The sequence below is a fragment of the Epilithonimonas bovis DSM 19482 genome, from assembly GCF_900108115.1.
GTDB lineage: Bacteria > Bacteroidota > Bacteroidia > Flavobacteriales > Weeksellaceae > Epilithonimonas > Epilithonimonas bovis.
Window position 1 is genome coordinate 65,063 of sequence record NZ_FTPU01000006.1, and the last position, 17,427, is coordinate 82,489.

The 17,427-nt window shown below is 31.4% G+C and carries 15 protein-coding genes; 10 read left to right on the forward strand and 5 right to left on the reverse strand.

Features of this window, described 5'->3' with window-relative positions; genetic code table 11:
• Positions 1–3 precede the first annotated feature (3 nt).
• From B0B05_RS04000 to B0B05_RS04040, 10 genes are all read left to right on the forward strand, one after another.
• The gene (locus tag B0B05_RS04000) at positions 4–186 is read left to right on the forward strand and encodes a TIGR04149 family rSAM-modified RiPP (RefSeq protein WP_076782196.1); all 183 of its coding nucleotides are present in this window, start codon (positions 4–6) and stop codon (positions 184–186) included.
• A gap of 88 nt (positions 187–274) precedes the next feature.
• Positions 275–1,390 (forward strand): lanthionine synthetase LanC family protein, encoded by a 1,116-nt coding sequence (locus tag B0B05_RS04005; protein WP_159435824.1) that lies wholly within the window; start codon positions 275–277, stop codon positions 1,388–1,390.
• Between the two features lie 40 nt (positions 1,391–1,430).
• Positions 1,431–3,014 (forward strand): GLPGLI family protein, encoded by a 1,584-nt coding sequence (locus tag B0B05_RS04010; protein WP_076782198.1) that lies wholly within the window; start codon positions 1,431–1,433, stop codon positions 3,012–3,014.
• Positions 3,015–3,481: 467 nt separating this feature from the next.
• Complete coding sequence (locus B0B05_RS16535) at positions 3,482–3,646, forward strand: hypothetical protein (protein WP_159435826.1); 165 nt, start codon at positions 3,482–3,484, stop codon at positions 3,644–3,646.
• Between the two features lie 85 nt (positions 3,647–3,731).
• A complete protein-coding gene (locus B0B05_RS04015) occupies positions 3,732–4,847 on the forward strand; it encodes a TlpA family protein disulfide reductase (protein ID WP_076782199.1) in 1,116 nt (371 codons plus the stop codon).
• 26 nt (positions 4,848–4,873) lie between these two features.
• Positions 4,874–6,442 (forward strand): vitamin K epoxide reductase family protein, encoded by a 1,569-nt coding sequence (locus B0B05_RS04020; protein ID WP_076782200.1) that lies wholly within the window; start codon positions 4,874–4,876, stop codon positions 6,440–6,442.
• 84 nt (positions 6,443–6,526) lie between these two features.
• Positions 6,527–7,888 carry a DUF6734 family protein gene (locus tag B0B05_RS04025; RefSeq protein WP_076782201.1) on the forward strand — a complete coding sequence of 454 codons (1,362 nt, stop codon included), beginning with the start codon at positions 6,527–6,529 and terminating at the stop codon, positions 7,886–7,888.
• An 8-nt stretch (positions 7,889–7,896) separates the two neighbouring features.
• Entirely contained in the window at positions 7,897–10,089 is a 2,193-nt protein-coding gene (locus B0B05_RS04030; RefSeq protein ID WP_076782202.1) for a peptidase domain-containing ABC transporter, read from the forward strand.
• Positions 10,079–11,383 carry an HlyD family secretion protein gene (locus tag B0B05_RS04035; RefSeq protein WP_076782203.1) on the forward strand — a complete coding sequence of 435 codons (1,305 nt, stop codon included), beginning with the start codon at positions 10,079–10,081 and terminating at the stop codon, positions 11,381–11,383. Before B0B05_RS04030 ends, B0B05_RS04035 begins: the two co-directional genes overlap by 11 nt.
• 28 nt (positions 11,384–11,411) lie before the next feature.
• Positions 11,412–12,734, forward strand: coding sequence for a TolC family protein (locus B0B05_RS04040; protein ID WP_076782236.1), 1,323 nt, complete (start codon positions 11,412–11,414; stop codon positions 12,732–12,734).
• Between the two features lie 9 nt (positions 12,735–12,743).
• Here B0B05_RS04040 and B0B05_RS04045 read toward each other — a convergent pair whose 3' ends face one another.
• The 5 genes from B0B05_RS04045 to B0B05_RS04065 form a co-directional block, all read right to left on the reverse strand.
• Complete coding sequence (locus B0B05_RS04045) at positions 12,744–13,448, reverse strand: hypothetical protein (RefSeq protein WP_076782204.1); 705 nt, start codon at positions 13,446–13,448, stop codon at positions 12,744–12,746.
• Positions 13,445–13,699: a DUF3853 family protein gene (locus B0B05_RS04050; RefSeq protein WP_076782205.1), complete on the reverse strand. Its 255-nt coding sequence runs from the start codon at positions 13,697–13,699 to the stop codon at positions 13,445–13,447. Before B0B05_RS04050 ends, B0B05_RS04045 begins: the two co-directional genes overlap by 4 nt.
• A gap of 57 nt (positions 13,700–13,756) precedes the next feature.
• Positions 13,757–15,820, reverse strand: coding sequence for a toprim domain-containing protein (locus B0B05_RS04055; RefSeq protein ID WP_076782206.1), 2,064 nt, complete (start codon positions 15,818–15,820; stop codon positions 13,757–13,759).
• Positions 15,783–16,136 carry a helix-turn-helix domain-containing protein gene (locus tag B0B05_RS04060; protein ID WP_076782207.1) on the reverse strand — a complete coding sequence of 118 codons (354 nt, stop codon included), beginning with the start codon at positions 16,134–16,136 and terminating at the stop codon, positions 15,783–15,785. The genes B0B05_RS04055 and B0B05_RS04060 overlap by 38 nt, the downstream gene beginning before the upstream one ends.
• 744 nt (positions 16,137–16,880) lie before the next feature.
• Positions 16,881–17,411 (reverse strand): DUF1697 domain-containing protein, encoded by a 531-nt coding sequence (locus tag B0B05_RS04065; protein WP_076782208.1) that lies wholly within the window; start codon positions 17,409–17,411, stop codon positions 16,881–16,883.
• Positions 17,412–17,427 lie beyond the last annotated feature (16 nt).

The window sequence follows — 17,427 nt, forward strand, 5'->3', positions numbered from 1 at the left end:
ATTATGAAAAAGAATGCTAAATTAACGCTTAACAAAAAAACAGTTGTTGAGCTATCAAAGAAAAAAATGGAAACTGTTAAAGGAGGAAATTTAGAAGCAGAAAAGCCTTCTCATTTTTTATGCTGGTCAGTTTTTGGTCATTGCGAAACAGACTCTTGTAAAGGTGTTTACTGTGACAATTTTTAATCTTTAATAATGCATGATTAATGGATATCTCATAAGGATATCCATTTTTTTTCTTATGGGAAATATTTACAAAATAATTGACTATATATTGGACAAAACATTAAAACATGATTTTGATGCTGCTGGATATATAAATGGTTCTTCTTCAAAATTGATTTTTTTATCTAATTATTACAAAAATTTTGAGTCTAATGAGAAGGTTTTAAAAGAAATATACAGTATTAGAAAGAATTTACTCACGGCAATTGAGAATAATTCTATACCAAACCTAACATTATCTTATGGATTAAGTGGAGTATTATTCTCTTTGGAGTATTCTTATGATTTAATTGGTGATAATTCAGAAATTGAATTAGACAAAGATTTCTGTGATTTTCTAATTTTAGAATGTACCAATATGTTATATGAGAATAATTTTGATTTATTAACTGGAGGTATTGGCATTTTGAATTTTCTAATTGATAATCATATTGAATTTTTGGATAGTAATGCAATAGATAAAGTTTTAAGTGCCCTAGTTGAAAAGCAAACTAACGGTATATGGTTATCAAAAAAAGATACGAAAAAAATTAATTTAGGACTTTCTCACGGATATATTAGTATTGTTATTGTACTTTTAAAAATTCATAATTTTTTTCCGGAAAAGAAAATTGAAGAATTGTTAACAAATACCTTAGATATGACACTTGCATTTAAAAACAACAAAGATGCTAATTCTTGTTTTCCAAATTTTGTTAATAATGATGGATTAAAAACTAATAAATCATCACGATTAGCATGGTGTTATGGGGATTTAGGTATTTCATTACTTTTTTTCTTGGCGGGCAAGAATCTTTCTAATGATTTTTATCTTGAACAAGGAAAAGAAATCATAAAAAAAATAAACGAAAGAAAAGATTTAAAACAAAATTTAATTTATGATGCATCATTTTGTCATGGTGCATCAGGGGTAGCACACATTTTAAATAAATTGTTATATGAATATAACATCCCAGAATTAAATCCCTTATATGATTATTGGATTAAAATGACCATTGAAATGATGGAAACAAATAAGTTGCTTTCTTATGAGCCACAAGATGATAATATAGAGTTTGTAGAGAACTATGGTTTATTGAATGGGTACTGTGGAATCGGCATGGTTTTAATTGATTATATTACTAGAAATAAAAATCTTAGTTGGTCAAATCCTCTTTTAGTATAATCTAATTTTTATTACAAAATTTCTCACTTAATTTTTTTATATGTATAAAAGTAAATTACTATTCTTATTAATTTTTTTGTCAATTTTTGCTAATGCTCAAATTTCAAGATTTTATTATGAACTGAAATATAAACCAAACCAGACTGATACAATTCGGGAAAAGGCTCATTTTGTTTTGGATATAGATAATGGATTTTCAATTTTCAGAGATTTCAAAACCGTATCGCAAGATTCTCTGTTAAAAAAGGGAATGCAATTTATGAAAACGCAGGGCGTAAATAAAATGGAGGATATTGGAGTTACAGAACCCGATTTTTCTTTTATCATTAAAAAAACGCCAAAAAATATTGAATATAAAGACAAAATCGGAACAGACAACTATGAATATTCCGAAGAAAAGAACTTTAATTGGACAATATTGAGCGATAAAAAATTAATTTCTGGTTTTTCTTGTCAAAAAGCCGAAGTTTCTTACGGAGGAAGAATTTGGACAGCTTGGTTTACTTCCGATATTCCAATTCAAGATGGCCCTTATAAGTTCTGTAATTTGCCGGGATTAATTTTAGAAATATACGATGAAAATAAAGAATATCAATTTACTTTCATTGGCAATCATAAAATAGATTCTCAAAATTATCTCAGTGATGAAATAATGGGGAAAAACTATATCAAAGTGAGTAAGGATAGATTTTATGAATCGGAAAAAGCATTTATGAAAGACCCTTACGGACAAATGTACAGTTCCATTCCTACAAAAGATGTTGAAGTTCGACAATCAATAGAAAAACAGAGAAATAACATAAGAGATTGGTATGCCAAAAACAACAATCCAATAGAAATTAATGGAAATTCTCGTCAAAATATTTTATTAAAAGGGCATATTTATGATGAAAACAACAAACCTGTAAAATATGCAAATATTGGTATTTTAGACGGAACGGAAGGCACTGTTACAGATATTGACGGAGCTTACAGTTTAACAATTTCTTCATATCTGGAAAATGATATTATTAAGATTTCTTCGATTGGATATGAGGATTTAGAGATTTCTGTGAATGATTTTATCAATCAGCATAAAGAAATATATCGTCTTTCTCGTGTTGCAAAAACTGTAAATATTGAAGAAGTAGTCCTTGAAAATCGTAAACCGAAAGCAAAAGTTTTAGGAATAAAATCCAACAGTCATAATATTCGGATTGGTTTTAAAAATGGTGTTTTAGGTCAGGAAATAGGCACATTAATCAAGAATAAAAACAAAATCAAGTTGCAAAAACTGAATGTTAATATATTAGAATCGTCATTTACAAATACTCCATTTAGAGTAAACATTTATAAAGTCAATTCAGACGGAAATTATCAAAATATATTAGAAGACAATATCCTTTTGAACATAAGCAATAACGATAATTTTAAGACCAAAAGTTTGGATTTGTCCGAGTATAAATTAATATTAGAAGGCGATTTTTTAATTACATTGGAATTGTTAGACAATAAAGAAAATGGAGAACTGTATTTTAGCGGTTCCATATTTTCAAAAGGTTTAGTGCGAAAGACAAGTCAGTCTAAATTTGTAGAAACGACCATTAATCCAAGTATAAATGTTGATGTTTCAATATTAAAATGATAAAAATTAGCTTGGTAAATTCTGCCCTAATCTTAATAAGAATTCTTCCAATATAATAAGAAGTATATATAGACAAATTCAAATTAATTTCCTAAAAAATATAAAATAAATACCAATACTTATAATGCGAAATATTTTTTAGGTGATTTTTACTTATTTACGGATTTGGTATGATTTATTCTCACTTTAGCGAATAATCAAATGATACTAATTTTTAAATATTTATTCATAATTAACCTGAATTCGATTATTTTTTTAAGATAGAACTCCGGAGGAGTTTTATCTTTTTTCAAACAAATTTTATAATCTCAGCTAATTAATAATAGCATTATTTTGTGAAAACTATCTATAATTATCATAATTAAAAAAAACAAATAAAGTTAAAATTTGTTAAATTTATTTTTAATCAATAAAAAAAAAATATTTTTGAACTGTCAATAATGACATAGATTAAAAAATTTTAAATTATGAAAAAAATTACTTTAAAAGACATGAAAAAAGGTATGTCAAGAAATGAAATGAGAACTATTAAAGGTGGAAGTGGAGTATGTGGTACTATGGCCACGTGTCCTAGAGGGGGTTTTATCAATAATTGGCCAGGGGGTGGTGGACACATCAACTGTTGTCAATAATGATTGATTTCAAATTAATGTAAAATTTGGTATTTTACAATACCAAATTTTATTTTTTAATGGTTTTATTTATTACAAAAAGAATATGTTAATAAAAAATATTTTAAATATTTTTTTTCTGTTTTATTGCAGTTTTATATTTTCTCAAAAAGACAATGTTAAAGTTACAGCAATAGATAAGAAAAACCTTTACAAAAAACATCTTTTTCTTGCCCCAAAGTTTGATTTGAAATACTATAACCAAAGTAACAAATTGGACTCAACATCAATAAAAAATAATAAGTTTGAGTTTAACATTCAAGGATTTTCGGATGATTTTCCTAGACCTTATTTTTTTATTATGGAGTTTGAAAAAAATAAATCTTATTTGATTACACAAGATTTTTATATTTTAAATAAATCAAAAAATGTAGTCTTTGATTCAGAAAACGCTAAAATTACGGATGAAAATGAATACAATGAACTGAAAAAAGATAAAAATTCATATATTGAATATATGAAAGATGTTTTCTTGCAAAAAGGGAAAATAGATAGTATAAAATATACATCTACCGATTTTGAAAAAATTGGAGATAGTCTTAAACCAACTTATGAAAAATTAAAAGAAGAGGAAGAAAAGCGATTATTAAAGTATTCAAAACTAAATCCTAATTCTATAATATTGTTTTGGGAAATTGTAAATAAAACAGAAAATGAAGGTTATAATCTTGTTTATGAAACAGCATTTACGAATCTATCTAAAAGAATTAAAAATTCATCTCCTGGCAAAGAATTAAGTAAATTATTCACACAGATAAAAAAAATAACTATCGGTAATTATTTCAATTTTTATATTAAAAATTCAAAAATCAAAATATCCAAAAAATATACACTTGTAGATTTCTGGTTTTCATATTGCAAACCTTGTATTGAAGAAATGCCAAAATATAAATTAATATATGAAAAATACAAAGTAAAAGGATTTGAATATATTGGAATTTCAACTGACAGATCCCAAGATATTAACAATTGGAAAAAAGTAATAGAAAAAAATGGTTTGGTTTGGCAAAATTTGCTTGACGAGAACGGTTTAGAATCAAAAAAATATAATATCAACAAATTTCCCACTACATTTTTATTAGATTCTGAAGGGAAAATTGTTAAAAAAGATATTTCACCAGAGGAATTAGATAAATTTTTAGAAGAAAATCTAAAAAACTAAACAAACAATGTTACAGATTTTAACTTATGGCATCTAAAGATTTAGAAGCAGTTTTTTCTTACCTCCATTCGGAAAAAATTTCTATTAACAAAGAAGAATTTCAATTCCAAGTTGAGACTCATGCAGATTATCCCAGTTTATTGGCATTTTCAGATGCCTTACATTTTTTCAATATACCTAATATTGCCTTTAATCTTTCTTTTGACGAGATAGATAATTTACCCGATTCATTTATTGCATTTCTTGGCAAAGAATATCAAGAGCCGAATTTATATCATATTACAAAGCAAAGAAATCATTATTCATACCAAGAAGAAAAGAAACCAGTAAAAGTAACAAAAGAAGAATTAAAAACATTATGGAAAAGTGTGGTTTTACTTGTAGAAAAACTAGAGGAACACACTGAAAATAAAAAATCAAATGTTTTTTCTACAAGTTTTTTTATTGCTGTTCTCACCATTTTAATTTTGAGCGTTGTTTGGTTTTTTTCTCAATCTCTTATTTTGGTAATATTCGGAGGTTTAATTTCAATTGGTTTATTCTTATCCATTGAAGCCATAAAAACAGAATTGGGTATAGAATCCAAAATATCCAATGGCTTTTGCAATATCGTTTCCAATGCTGATTGTGGACAAGTCATTAATTCTACAAAAAATCAATGGATAGAAAAAGTTAAAATAAGCGACATCAGTATTTGGTTTTTTGCTTCTCAATTATTTGCTTTTTTCCTTTTTTCTGTTGCAGGATTGCACAACCAACTTTTAGGATATATTTTCATAAGTTTGGTTTTGTCTGTTCCGATGACTTTATATTCTATTTATTTTCAGTTTAAAGTTGAGAAAAAATGGTGTCCAATTTGTCTTTCTATCATTGGTATCGTGTATTTGGAAATACTATTTTTATTTTTCATAAAATATGATTTTCAGTTGAATGCAGAATCATTGGTATTGTTTTTTGCAATTTTTTCTATTGTTGCAGGATTGGTTTATTTGCTGAAACCTGTTTTTGTTGAGAAAAAGGAATTTAAAGATAAATACATAAAACAATTACGATTCGTAAGAAATTATGAAGTTTTCAAAAATACTTTACAGAAATCTGATACTCAGTTTTTTGAGAAAGAATTTATTGTATTGGGGAATCGTGAAAGCAAAAAGAGAATTTCTATCGTAACAAGTCCTTTTTGTGGATTTTGTAAAGATGCTCATCACTTATTAGATGATATTATTTCTCGTTTCGGGGAGAGTATGGCAGTAAGTATAAGGTTTAATTATGATGAAAACTCTGATACAAAAACAAAGGATTTCTTTTTGAGATTAACAGAAATTTATGTAGAAAAAGGGAGTGAACATTTTATGCAATCTCTAAAAAATTGGTTTGAGAACAAAAATCTTGACACCTGGTTTTTTCAATTTGGAACTTCCGAAAATACTACTGAAATTGAAAGTAAACTAAAAGAAATTGCTGTTGAAAATTCTGAAAAAGAATTGAATTTCACTCCCAACATTTTCTTGAACCAATATAATTTCCCAAAACAATACGATAAAGAACATTTGGAATATTTTATTGCAGATTGGATAGAGGACGAAGAAATATGAAATCGCTATGACAAATATTGAAATAAATATATCAGCAAGTATAGGCGATTACACAAGACCATTAAAAACAATAAGAATCTGCTTGTGAAAATAATACAGTCATTTTGGTCAGGAAAAAATAATGACATCAGAGATAATCGAGGTTGGTTATCTTATGAATATCATTGGCTTGGTTGGATATTAAGTTGTAACCAAATTCGGAAATTTTATGACGAAGTTGAACTTTATACAGATTCTTTCGGGTATGAAGTTTTAATTGAAAAATTGCAACTTCCCTATACAAAAGTCCACGTTGTCTTGGACGAAATGAATGAATATCCAAAAGATTTATGGGCAATCGCCAAAATAAAAGCGTATCAACTTCAGGATAAACCTTTTCTTCACGTTGATGGCGATGTATTTATTTGGGATAAATTTCCCGATGATTTTGTTTCCGGCAATTTAATCGCTCAGAATTTAGAAAATACCACTGATTATTATCGGGAAATGTGGAATAAAATTACACCTCATCTCAATTTTATTCCCGATGAAATTCTGAATTACCACAATGAACATTCTAATTTAGGATGCAATATGGGAATCATCGGAGGAAATGACGTTGTATTTTTTCAAGAATACACAAAGAAATCTTTTGAATTTGTAAACAGGAATAAAGAGAATTGGAACGAATTTAATTTATTCAATTTCAATATTTTCTTCGAGCAACAACTGTTTTATGAAATGGTTGATTTGCAACACAAGCAAATATCTTATTTGTTTGACGAAGTTTGGGGCGATAATTCTTATTTAGGATTTGGTAATTTCCAAGACATTCCGCATAAAAGATTTTATCTGCATTTATTAGGCAATTTTAAAAGGCGTTTGAATATTTGTAAATTTCTTGAAACTTATGTAATAAGGGATTATCCCAAAACTTTTGAAAGGTTAAAAAATCTTTACCCTGAAAAATATAGTTTTTTTGATGCCCAAATTGCAACATTTTCTTTTTCAAAAAAAAGCAATGAAGAATTAATTGAAAACTTTAAAACTGAAATATCAGAAAACAGACTGCAAATAAATAGTAAAAATTTATTAGCTCGAAACTTGCTCATCACAACACTTTTTGAAAAGTATGATACCGCAATCGAAAATAATGAAGATGTTATGCTTGTGCTATTAAATTGTTTTGAAATTGAGAATGAAGAAGATATAGAAAATTTCGGCAATCAAAATCTGAAAGTAAGAGAATATGATTATACCTATATTGCTTACGATTTTGATAATATAGATAAATTGATGCTAGAAGAATTACAGAAGCCAATATTATTATCTTTATTCTTACAAAATATGAAAAGTTATTTGGAAGATAATGCTTCTGAAAATGAATTGAATGATTTTAATTCATTGCTAATAAATAGATTGAAATATTTTTTAGAAAGTAAAATCCTTTTAATATTTGAAAACTAAATTGAAAATTGAAACTTTTTCCTAATTACATCCAGCCCGACTTCAAAGACTGCGGACCAACTTGCCTTAGAATTATCGCAAAATTCTATGGCAAAACCATTCCGTTGCAACAAATCCGTAATCTTTCGGAAACCACAAGAGAAGGAAGTTCACTTTTGGGTTTAAGCGAAGCGGCAGAAAATTTGGGATTCAGAAGTCTTGGCGTTCAGATAGATTTTAAAACTCTGTGCGAAGAAGTTCCGTTTCCGTGTATTGTGCATTGGAACAAACAGCATTTTGTGGTTGTTTATAAAATAGATAAAACAGGAAAAGTTTACATTTCCGACCCAAGCTACGGGTTGATAACTTATACCAAAGACGAATTCATAAAACATTGGATTGGTGCAAATGCTGATGAAACCACAGAGGAAGGAATTGCCCTATTATTAGAAACTACACCTGTTTTCTATAAAAATGAATTTGATGAAGATGAGAAAAAAATGACTTTTTCTTTTCTTTCAAAATACCTACTAAAATACAAATCATTAGTTGTCCAACTTGCAGTGGGATTATTAGCCGGAAGTTTACTTTCGCTTATTCTTCCCTTTCTTACTCAAAGTATTGTAGATGTCGGCATACAAAATCAGGATTTGAATTTTATCTATCTTGTTCTGATAGCACAAATAATGCTTTTTCTTGGCAGAATGGGCATTGAAGTGATACGCAGTTGGATTTTACTTCACCTTTCCACAAGAATTAATATTTCTATTATCTCCGATTTTTTTATCAAATTAATGAAACTCCCGATTTCATTTTTTGATACGAGAATGACGGGAGATATTATGCAGCGTATCAACGACCATACGAGAATAGAACAACTGCTTACAAGTTCTTCACTCAATACATTATTTTCATTGGTTAATCTGATTATTTTCAGCATTGTGCTTCTGTTTTACGATTACAGATTATTTTTGGTGTATTTGGTTGGAGCGATTCTTTACATAGGTTGGATTAGTTTTTTCCTCAAAAAACGGAAAGAACTGGATTATAAAAGATTTTCCCAAATATCCCAAGAGCAAAGTAAAGTCATTGAACTGGTAAACGGAATGCAGGAAATCAAAATGCACAACGCCGAAAAGCAAAAACGTTGGGGTTGGGAATTTTTGCAGGTCAAATTATTTAAACTGAGAATAAAATCTTTGTCATTGGAGCAATGGCAGTCTGTTGGCGGAAATTTCATTAACCAAATGAAAGATATTTTGGTGAGTTTTCTTTCTGCTAAATTGGTGTTAAGCGGAAACCTTACTTTGGGAATGATGCTTTCCGTACAATATATCATCGGACAGCTAAACAGTCCATTATTGCAATTAGTTGAATTTATAAGACAAACACAGGATGCAAAAATATCGCTGGAAAGATTGGGCGAAATTCACGATAAGGAAGATGAGGAGAACAAAGATGAACAATATGTTTCAGAAATTCCGCAAAATGATATAGAGGTTAGTAATATGTCTTTTAGATACATCGGTTCCGACCAATTCGTTTTTGAAAATCTCAATCTTTCAATTCCTTATCAAAAAACTACTGCTATTGTCGGAGCCAGCGGAAGTGGAAAAACCACACTCCTCAAATTATTGATGAAATTTTATGAACCCAACAACGGTGAAATTAAAATAGCAAATACCAATCTGAAAAATATTTCTCCTAAAACGTGGCGGGATCATTGCGGAGTTGTGATGCAGGAAGGTTATGTTTTCAATGATACGATTGCCGGAAATATCGCAATCGGCGAAGGTTTTATTGATAAACAAAAACTACGAAAAGCAGTAGAAATTGCCAATATCAAAGATTTTATAGAAACTCTTCCTTTGAGTTACAATACCAAAATTGGTAATGAAGGACTTGGTGTGAGTGGCGGACAAAAACAAAGATTATTCATCGCAAGAGCTGTTTATAAATCTCCGGAATATATTTTTTTCGATGAAGCCACTTCTGCTCTCGATGCAAACAACGAAAAAATTATTATGGAAAATCTGGAGCAATTCTTCAAAGGGAAAACGGCAATCGTAATTGCACACCGACTTTCCACCGTGAAACACGCTGACAAAATTATAGTTTTGGATAAAGGAAAAGTGGTAGAAGAAGGCAATCACAAAGAATTAGTCGCTTTGAAAGGCGAATATTACAGACTTGTAAAAAATCAATTGGAACTTGGAAACTAAAAAAGACATATTAGATAATATAGAACTACGCTCGGAAAGTGTTCAGGATATTCTTACACAACCTCCACATTGGATGATTCGGTGGGGAAATACGGTTATTTTCATCATTTTACTATTGATTCTCGTGATGAGTTATATCATCAAATATCCGGAATTTGTTCCGGCAAGTGTTATCATCACTTCCGAAAATCCACCCGAAAAATTAGAAGCCAGAACCAATTCTAAAATTGAGAAAATTTTAATCAAAGACCACCAAAAAGTAAAAGCAGGACAGGTAATGATGGTGCTTCAATCTACGGCAAATTATCACGACATTTTGGAATTGAAAGATATTGTAGATTCATTATCAACCAATCAGTTACAGTCTTTTCCACTTCAAAAAGTATCGACTTTTAAATTGGGAGAAATACAAAGCGATTACAATAGTTTTGCAAAAGCTTTTCAAGATGAAAGATTATTTACAAGATTACAACCTTATGCTCCGGAAAACCTTGCTGCAAACCAAAGCCTTTCCGAATACAGAGGAAGAATCGCCAATCTTCAACAACAAAGAAGTATCGAAGTCGCCAAATACGAACTAACAAAAAAGAATTTCCAGCGTTCGCAGGAACTATTTAATCAAGGCGTTATTGCAGCAGTAGAATTGGAAAATGAAAAGATAAAATTCCTTCAGGCGGAGCAAAATCTTAAAAATATCAATATTTCTCTTTCTCAAATGCAGGAAGCCATTTCCGGTCTGAATAAAACAAAAAGCGGAGCTTCTATCAATACGGAAAAAGATAAGATTAATTATTCTTCCCAAACGCTGCAATTATATGAACAGCTAAGAAAATCTTTACGACAATGGGAACAAAGCTATTTATTCATTTCTTCAACAAACGGAGTTGTAAGTTTTCAGCAGTTTTGGGGTGAAAATCAATTTGTAAAGCAGGGAGATGTGGTAATGTCAATACTTCCTGAAAATACAGAATCTCTAATTGGAAGAATGCAAATTCCTTCTGCAAATTCGGGGAAAGTGCAAACAGGGCAAAAAGTTTTGATAAAATTAGATAATTATCGCTTTCAGGAATACGGAATTATTGAGGGAAAAGTTCAGAATATTTCACTTACACCTGATGAAAATGGAAATTATTACGTTGATGTAATTCTTCCAAAAGGATTGAAAACATCTTATAATAAAACACTTCCGTTTGATAAGGAACTAAAAGGTAATGGCGAAATCGTAACGGAGGATTTGCGACTTATTGAGAGATTCTTTTTTCAGATTAGGAAATTATTGGGGTATCAATCTTAAAATATCCGAGTACGATTGTTTTAGAGATATGAAAAAATATTTACCGTGCATAATGCTTTTTATTCCGATATTATCGTTTTCACAGGAAAAATGGTCATTACAGCATTGTGTCGATTATGCGTTGGAACACAATCTTCAAATTTCGGCGGAAAAAATTAATCTCGAAAGCCAAAGAAATAATGTTCTTATCGCTAAAAAAGACAAACTTCCTAATATTTCCGGATCCATCAATAACAGCGTGAATTTTGGACAAAATGTAATATTGGGAACGTTACAGAGAAATGATAATCTTTCAAACAACACCAACTTTTCCGCAAGTATCCAACTTTATGGAAACGGAAAGCTGAAAAAATCCATTGAAAAAGCACAGTATGATGTGGCAACCGAAGACTTCAACAGGCAAAACATTGAGAATAATATTAGTCTTCAAATTATTCAAGGTTATCTTCAAGTGTTACTAAACAAAGAAGTTTATAAAATAGACCTTAGCAGTTATGAAAATGCGGATAAATTATACCAAAAATCCAAATTGACAACCAAAGCCGGATTAACCCCATTTTCAGTTGAAAGTGAGGCATTGGCAGAAGTTTCTCGGAAGCAACAGGCAATGCTGAATGCTGAAAATGAAGTCAAAAGAGCATTGTTTGATTTATCGGTTTTGTTACAGTTGGAAGATGACGAAAATTTTGATATTGAAGACGTTACCGTTTCGGAGGTACAACCTCAAATCCCGGAATCAACAGCGTTTTACATAGAAACAGCATTTGAAAATCAACCGATTATAAAATCCGCCGAAACCCAGATAAAATCTGCGAAAATGCAGACAGAAGTGATAAAATCGAATCTGTATCCTACTTTGTCCGGCAACGTTGGTTTGGGAACTTATTACTTCAATTATTTTAATGATACTTATACCAAGAGTTCTTCATTTTTCAAACAATATTATGAGAATTTTGGTCAGCAAATCAGCGTTAGTGCCATTATTCCGATTTTCAATAAAGGGATTACCCGTTTGCAAATAGAGCAATCCAAAATACAGGAAACTCTTGCGGAGAATAATTTGTCCCGGCAAAAATTAGCATTGAAGCAAAGCGTCAAAAAAGCCGTTTTCGATTCCAATGCCAATTATCAAAACTATGCAGCAGCGGTGGAAGTTGAAAAAAATTCAAAACTTTCATTAAATCTTGCAGAAAAAAGTTATACGGCAGGAAAGATTTCGATCTACGATTTGAATAATGCAAGAAACAACGCAATAACGGCAGAAAGCCAGCTTCAACAGGCTAAATACAATTACATCTTTAGTGTAAAATTGCTGGATTTCTATACAGGTAAGTCTTTTAAGGAGAACTAAAAATTTTTCCTACCCATCAAAAATAGATCTCGGACGTTTTATAGTTTGTAAAGCAATTTTCTTTTCAGGAGTCGTATTTTGGGACTCCAATTCTGATTGTAGAAAGGGAATTGCGTTTTTTATCGAAGATTTCCAGTTCGTTATCGGTTTGTCGTAGCCGTTTTTCCATTCGTTTCCGAGCCAACTGTTGTATTTTGCTTCAATAAGATTCTCCAATTCGGGAACGTAATTTTCCAATGTTTTCACATACTGCATAAATTCTTTCAAAGACGGAATATTACCGGAAATCGGAATGAGAGTTGATGGAAAAATTTTCGGAAGATTGTCCGTTGGCAAATTTTCATTCAGAAGATTTTTACTTTTCTGTAAAGGTTTTCCGGCGGTTTTCTTTTTTTTCGGAATTGTCTTTTTGGGATTTTCAAAAACAGACAACACAGGCGAATATTCCCGAAGAATTTTGTATTGCCCCGGAAGTCCGTTTTGTGATTGATATTGAATCATTCCAATACTGCACAGTTTTTGACGTGAACTAATAATAGTAGGTCTTGTGATTTTCAGCCGTTCGCAAATTTCGGTGTCCGAAAGTTTGAAATCGTGTTCATCATTTTTTGCCCATATTTCCAGCAAAAAAAGATAGAGGGAAACGGCAACCGCTCCCAACGGCTGTTTTTCGTTGTGTTCCCAAAATCGACTGATTAATTCCGAATAATTCATTTTTTATGCAAAGCCATAAGTTCCATTGCTTTCTCTTTATCAATGATAATATGATGCCCGTTCTGAATGATGGCATTATCCAAAATTCCGGTGGACTTTAATTTCGCAGCTTTCGAGCGAGAGCAACCAAGCACTTTGGCTAAACCGATAAGCCCATATTCATACTTTTTTTCTAAAGCATTAAGTTCTTGTAATTCCAGAAATTCCTCAACAGTCAGTTCAAGTAGCGGTTTTTTCGGATTGATATTCATATTATTTTTCGTTTTTTATAAAAGAGATTTTCAGATAATTTCAACATTTCTGAACTTTTATTTTTTGAGTTCATAATTGTTTTCAGAATCTTTGACAATCAATCCTTTTTCACGCATAAATTTAATGTAACTCTTTGCTGTTCGGTCTTTTACCGCCATCATACTTTGGAGTTTTTCACACAATCCGGCATAAGTATAACGCTTTTGCTGAGAAAAAACAGTACGGGCAATATTGGCGAGTTCTATCTCTTTTCGTTTTTCCTTTTCTTCTTTGGTTTTCTCTCCGACAAAAACGTGCATTCCTTTTTCTTTGTCCCAAGAAAACTGGATAAGCGGAACATCCAAAGGACTTCCGTCTCTTACTTTCAGTGCTTTTACGACAGAAATTTGAGGATTATCATCTTTCTCAATGGATAAAATCGCAGCCGCTTTCCTTTGAAGTTCACTACCGAGATGTCCCCGAAGTTTTAATCCGTTGGGTGTAAAATGCAACACTCCGACAATACAGGTTTTGTAAATTCCAGCCATTCGGTAGAGTTCATCAATCAATGCAACACTTTCTCCTTCATCATTGGCACAACGTATTAAATCGGCAATTCCGTCTATTACTACCAAATGAATCCCTGAAAATTGATAATAAAATTTATCCATACTTTGCAATATCGCCTGCATCCGCTCTTTTCTCGACATACCTGCCAAACAATAAGCTTTGAAATATTCCGGCATATTTTCTCTTCCCGAACGTTTCAGAATGCCCGAAATATTTTTGTAGAGTTGGGTTTCAGATTGTTCCGTGTCGTAAAGCAAAACTGCTTTTCCTTCGGTATTTTGGTGGATGTGAGTTCCTAAAGTGTCTATAAAATCGTCCTGACATAATGTTCCGGCAATCAAACTTCCTACATAATTACTTTTTCCGGTGCCTTCTCCTCCGGTAAGTCCCATTAAATTGCCTTGTGTTCCCAATGGAACATCATTAATGGAAATCAGCGTTTGTGATTCTATGGGAGGTCGGGTATAGTCGATTTCGCAAGGTTTTAATATAGCCATAGTTTCGTTGTATAATTGGTCTAAAAATTCAAGAAATAATTGGTTAAAGTCATTTTTGGTATTTCCCATTCTGAAAAAATCGGAAATATCTTTTTCCTGTTTCGCTCCCGAAAGAGGGAGAATCAAACGATTGACTCCAAATCCGGATAATTGTTTTTGATGTTTGATTGATGCTTCCAATCCTGTTTTGTCCACATCATACAAAATCAGAATGTGTTTGAAACGGTAGGACAATTTTTTTATCAGACTTTCGGGTATCGAACTGGTTTCACTATTAAAGCAAATGGCATAAAACCCTTTTGAAGCCAGTGATAACACATCTTTTTCTCCACCCGTTATAAACAAAGTATTTCCTTTTGCGGGTAATTGTTCCAATCCAAAACAGTATGATTCGGGCAGATTTCCACCGTACAGAAATCGGATTTGGGAAAACGGACGGTAAATTTTCACATATTTTTTACCGAAATAGCCAAACATCGGTTTTTCTGTTGAAGATCGAATCGTAAAAGATTTTAATTCTTTATTTTCACTCGTGAACTCGTCTAATGAAAGCACTTTGTATAATTTCAGAATTTCACGAGTAATGCCGTATTGTTTCCAAAATTCGATTTCTTTCAGGGTAAAACCACGCTCAAATACGGAGTAAGGTTTGGGATTGTAGGATTGTTCCTTTATGCTATTTTCTTTCTTAATTACGGCGTTTTCCCTTCTGTTATTACTTTCTGTTTTTGCTCGTGAAGAGTATCTGTTTTGAGGCAAAGAATATCCGTTTTCTAATCCCAAATTCATCTCGCCATTAATCAGTTTCAGTATTTCCGTAAAATCTTTCGAGCAGTCCAGATTTTTAATTCTTCCTACAATTGAAAAACAATCTCCGTCATAATCAGGATTCCCGAAGTCTTTCAAACGATACATTCCGCTTCGGCGGTCAAAGTAGATGTTGCAAGATGCTCTGGTATCATCATAAAAAGGATTTTTAAAATTTCTGCCTACACGCCAATCTTCCGGAAGATAGTGTTTGAAAATATCCAGTCCGTCACGGGTGCAATTCAGCACTTTGTTTTTGTCTAACATTCTTTTGATGGTTTAGAATAAGGTCTTGTAAGTTTTCTTCACTTCGGCGGATTAGATTCTCTTGTAACATTCTTTTGATTTCGCTAATCCTGTAGTAATTTTTTCCTCTTATACGAGAATAGTTGATTTTGTTATCGCTGCGTAGTCTTTGCAACGTGCGGTCACTTATCTTCAGAAAGGTACATACCTCATAGCTGTCCACCCAACTGTCTTCATCATCATTTGTGTTTTGTTGAGAAACAACATAGTCGAAAATTGTGTCCACTTTTGACATCAAGTTTTTATAGGCTTGTGATTCAATAGTGATTACTTCCATAATTTTTTTTAGGTTCAAAGCCCAAAATTAGGGGTAGAAATCGGGAAATACCCGATTAAAGGCGGTCAATAACAGACAGAAAGAAGACAATAACAGACAAACCCCTGATTTTTGTTCTTATCAGAGTGGTATAAACGAAAAAAGGATAATTAAGTGGAATATTTTGAAATGAAAAAGAAAGAATTTTTTGAAAGAATTAGATTCAGGCCCATCAGGGCAGGTGCATAGGTGCAAGTATATATAATACTTGCACCTTGCACCAGTCCCAAATGCTGATGAATAAAGGATTGTAGTTTTGAAAATTTTTAGTTAAATTTGCACTATGAGTGATTTGCAGACAAAAGGTGGACACCCAATAAGTCAAAACAGCACAGAAAACGCTCTAAATCGTACCCCTTAATTGAAAATGTTAATATTTGGTGTTGATTATTAATTGATTAGGGGATATTTAATAAATTATGGACAAATATAAGGAATTAATGCCTGAATATTTTTCCCGGTTTTATTTAATAAATTATGATTAAATCTTGAGTATTTTTATTCTACAGATTTTTATAATTTATTTTTTAGAGGTTATAACTTGCATATTGAAAAGTATAATTTTCTCGCTGATGAGGCTGATTTTACATAATTTAATTTTAGCATCTGCGTAACCGGAATAATCTGTGAGAATTAGAAATAGTCAGAAATCCTTTTAATAAAAATATTTGGGGATATGAATATATATGAACTACGCTATTTATTTTAACTAAACTTCTTAATGATTTTCTCCAGAGTATTGATGTTCCTGCTTGTCAATTGATCTTTCAGGCTTTTTTTGCCGAGGATTTTGCTAAATTCAGAACCTAAAGTCTGCCCTTTCTGTATTTGCCAGTAAAAAATACTGTTGACGGTTTTTCCTTTTTCGTTGTCAGCTTTTATGGCCTTCTGAAAAGCGTCCGACAATAGTTCTTCTATTTTTTGACTTCCGATAAAAACATAATTGTGACAATGTTCTGCTACCGGAAAAGGGTCGTTCTGCAACATCGCAAGGACATCTTTCTCTTCTCTGATGAACAGGAATGCTTCATAACCGAAATGCTGCGACATTGCTTTTTCCAGTACTTCTTTTAACTGGGTAGCATCTTTACCCGAACTGAAAATGACGTTACCACTGGCCAATACAGATGTGACATTTTGCATACCGGCATCGGTAAATACCTGACAAACCTCCGCCATTTTCATATTGGTTCCGTTGACATTAACGCCTCGCAGAAACGCACAATAATTTTTCATAATCTAAAAAGGTTTT

What these genes read in the sequence shown, in the direction of transcription:
- B0B05_RS04000 (WP_076782196.1), top strand. Translation starts at nt 4, where the DNA reads ATGAAAAAGAATGCTAAATTAACGCTTAACAAAAAAACAGTTGTTGAG.
- B0B05_RS04010 (WP_076782198.1), top strand. Translation starts at nt 1,431, where the DNA reads ATGTATAAAAGTAAATTACTATTCTTATTAATTTTTTTGTCAATTTTT.
- B0B05_RS16535 (WP_159435826.1), top strand. Translation starts at nt 3,482, where the DNA reads ATGAAAAAAATTACTTTAAAAGACATGAAAAAAGGTATGTCAAGAAAT.
- B0B05_RS04015 (WP_076782199.1), top strand. Translation starts at nt 3,732, where the DNA reads ATGTTAATAAAAAATATTTTAAATATTTTTTTTCTGTTTTATTGCAGT.
- B0B05_RS04020 (WP_076782200.1), top strand. Translation starts at nt 4,874, where the DNA reads ATGGCATCTAAAGATTTAGAAGCAGTTTTTTCTTACCTCCATTCGGAA.
- B0B05_RS04040 (WP_076782236.1), top strand. Translation starts at nt 11,412, where the DNA reads ATGAAAAAATATTTACCGTGCATAATGCTTTTTATTCCGATATTATCG.
- B0B05_RS04045 (WP_076782204.1), bottom strand. Translation starts at nt 13,448, where the DNA reads ATGAATTATTCGGAATTAATCAGTCGATTTTGGGAACACAACGAAAAA.
- B0B05_RS04050 (WP_076782205.1), bottom strand. Translation starts at nt 13,699, where the DNA reads ATGAATATCAATCCGAAAAAACCGCTACTTGAACTGACTGTTGAGGAA.
- B0B05_RS04055 (WP_076782206.1), bottom strand. Translation starts at nt 15,820, where the DNA reads ATGTTAGACAAAAACAAAGTGCTGAATTGCACCCGTGACGGACTGGAT.
- B0B05_RS04060 (WP_076782207.1), bottom strand. Translation starts at nt 16,136, where the DNA reads ATGGAAGTAATCACTATTGAATCACAAGCCTATAAAAACTTGATGTCA.
- B0B05_RS04065 (WP_076782208.1), bottom strand. Translation starts at nt 17,411, where the DNA reads ATGAAAAATTATTGTGCGTTTCTGCGAGGCGTTAATGTCAACGGAACC.